Here is a 2,943-nt window from a genome sequence, read left to right on the forward strand (position 1 = left end):
ATTCCTTATCTCACAAAAAAAAATTGCAGAAATCGAAATTTTCTCAATCCTAAAAACAAAAAACTTTTTCTTCTTATGATATAATTTTCTATTATGAAAAAATTACCAGTTCAAAAAGGCTTCAATCCGACAGAAATAATTTTCGCCTGCACAACTTTGTGCAATCTCCGCTGCGCGCACTGCTTTGTAAACCGGCTTCCGACAAAGCTCAACGCCGGGGACGCAAAAAAGCTGATTCTCTCATGCAAAAAAAATCCTGACTCGCAAATAGACAAAATCGGTTTTTCGGGCGGCGAGCCTTTTCTTGCTCTTGATTTTATGACCGAAACAATAAAATTCGCGCGAAAAAACGACTTTATGTTCGACCAGATTATGACAAACGGCGACTGGTGGAAAACCGAAAGCGACCTGCGCGATACCTTGCAAAAAATCTGCGATGCTGGCTACGACGGAAAAATCGGCGTGAGCTACGACAATTTCCATGCGCAAAAATACGAAAGAATCAGAACATTCTGCAAAACTGTGAACGAGATTTTCGGAGAAGAAAATTTGACAATCCAGGCGGTGGCGGATCCGCTTTTAGATGAAGAAAATTCAGAAAAACTTGAAGCCGAGCTGAACGCGCTTTCCGAAGATTTTGCGGCGGATATTTTTATTCTTCCGCAGACTTTTCAAGGCGACGACGAGCGCGGCTGGCAGAGCAAAAAATGGTTCAATGAAGATTTTTGCGAAGGACCGGGGCAGATTCTCTTTGTCCACCCGACAGGCGACATTGCTCCGTGCTGCGGCTTTGCAAACGAAAACAGCGCGCTTTTTATAGGAAAAATCACCGACAGCTTTGAAAAAATCATGGAAAACGCAAAAGAAAACAAGATGGTTCAAGCCTGTTTTTGCGACGGACTTTTAAAACACGCAAAAAAGCTTGAAAAATCAGGTGAAAAATTTCCATGCAACGCCCGCACTGACGACATCTGCACATTCTGCGGCTGGCTTTGCAACAATTTATAGCTTCGCACTAGACATCAAAATAAAAAAAGAATAGACTAACGTTCTATATGACAAAATGACATTTTTTATCATTGTGTCATTTTTGTGCTTATAGATTTTTTTCACCAAAAAGGTGTTTTACAGGAGAACAAACAATGAAAAAACTCATTGCCTCTACAATTTTTGCAGCAATTTCTGCAAGCTTTATCTTTGCAAGCGGAGTTGAGAACAAGACAAACCTTAGCACAGGCTATTTAAGAAACCCGAGCCGAAACACAGAGAACGAGCGTCCGGAAGCGGCCTTCTACAACATTGCGGGAACTGCTTTTTTGAAGGAAGGACTTTGGATTGGCGGCGGAAACCAGTTTGTCTTCAAGGAATACTCGAACAAGCTCGACACGAATGATTATTACGCAACTGGCGATTATTCTTCACTTGGTATCAAAGACTACAAATCGACAGACGACACGACAGTCTGGCTCTACCCTGACTTGAACGCGGTCTACAAGAAAGGCAGATGGGCAATCTTCTCGAACTTCGGAGTTTACGCAGGCGGCGGCTCGCTTTCTTACGACGAGGGAACAAGCGCGACAACGCTTATGTTCTTGCAGGGCGCGGCAAAAATGAAAGAGGCAGCCGGACAATATAAATTAATGGCGCAAGGCGCAGCAGCAAACTCTGACAATACATCTGCTACAGCATATGCAACTAAGGCATATCAATATGGAGAACTTGCAACAGCTTCTATCAAAATGGCACAAGACCATTCTCTCGATGTAACTTCAATCACATACGGAATCCAGCTTGGAGCGGCTTATCTCGTTACTGACTGGCTCTCGCTTTCTGCGGCTTACCGCTACACAATCGGAACACAGGACATGACTCTTAAATGCAACGATCCAAATTTCAAGACAATAAACGGCAGCAACAAGATTTCATACGACGCTGCAGGCTACGGCCAGAGCATGGTTTTCGGAATCCACGCAAAGCCGCCGGTTGTTCCAAAGCTCGACCTTTCGCTCCAGTACCAGACTTTGAGCCGCATTGAGTACAATGTTGACAACGTAAAAGGAAACATCGCGCAGTATTACGACATCACGAACGACAAGAATTTCCGCACCGATCTTCCGGCAGTTTTGAACCTCGGAGCAGGCTACCACGTTCTTGACAACCTGTATGTAAGCACAAGCTTCAACTACTACTTCAACGACTTTGCCCATCAGGACTCAATCTTGAGCGAGACAGACTACGACAACTCATGGGAAATCGCGCTCGGCGTTGACTACAGATTCTGCAAGTACGTCGGAGCTTCAATCGGAGCAAGCTACGGAAACCAGGGAACAACAGACACTTCAAACTCAACGTTCAACCCTGTCCTTGACAACATCGTAGTCGGCGGAGGATTTGAGATTTACCCGACAGACCAGCTCACAGTGTCTCTCTCGTGCCTCTACGCGAACTACTTTGACACAGACTACTATCTTGGAAGCAAGTCAAGCTCAACAAAGACAGTCCTGAGCAAGGACGTAATCAACGCGGGAATCGGCGTAACATACCACTTCAACTAAGCGCGCAAAAACGCGGATAAAAAAAGCTCCGTTTCGTTATGAAGCGGAGCTTTTTTTTGTTTCGTCATAGTGACGATTGCCGTTCAAGCACTGACGATTGCCGTTCAAGCACTTTTTCTGATTTCGTCACGGTGACGATTGCCGTTCAAGCACTTTTTCTTGCTTCGTCACGATGACGATTGCTGACAAAATACTTTTTCTGTCTTCGTCACGATGACGATTGTCGTTCAAACACTTTTTCTGCCTTCGTCACGGTGACGATTGCCGGCAAAACACTTTTTCTTGTTTCGTCATGGTGACGATTGCCGTTCAAGCACTTTTTTGAGCTTCGTCATGGTGACGATTGCCGTTCAAGCACTTTTTCTCGCTTCGTCATGGTGACGATTGC

General features: G+C 44.8%; 2 protein-coding genes. Both read left to right on the plus strand.

Going from position 1 to position 2,943, the window contains the following annotated elements; all coding sequences use genetic code 11:
- Positions 1-93 precede the first annotated feature (93 nt).
- Entirely contained in the window at positions 94-1,008 is a 915-nt protein-coding gene (locus tag B4N75_RS04735; RefSeq protein WP_296668777.1) for a radical SAM protein, read from the plus strand.
- A gap of 134 nt (positions 1,009-1,142) precedes the next feature.
- Positions 1,143-2,555, plus strand: a complete 1,413-nt coding sequence (locus tag B4N75_RS04740; protein ID WP_296668776.1) for an OmpP1/FadL family transporter — start codon at positions 1,143-1,145, stop codon at positions 2,553-2,555.
- Positions 2,556-2,943: the final 388 nt, after the last annotated feature.

The sequence above is a fragment of the Treponema sp. UBA7570 genome (genome assembly GCA_002477955.1).
GTDB lineage: Bacteria > Spirochaetota > Spirochaetia > Treponematales > Treponemataceae > Treponema_D.

Excerpts from the sequence above, each read along its gene's own strand:
- B4N75_RS04735 (WP_296668777.1), top strand. The coding sequence starts at position 94 with ATGAAAAAATTACCAGTTCAAAAAGGCTTCAATCCGACAGAAATAATT.
- B4N75_RS04740 (WP_296668776.1), top strand. The coding sequence starts at position 1,143 with ATGAAAAAACTCATTGCCTCTACAATTTTTGCAGCAATTTCTGCAAGC.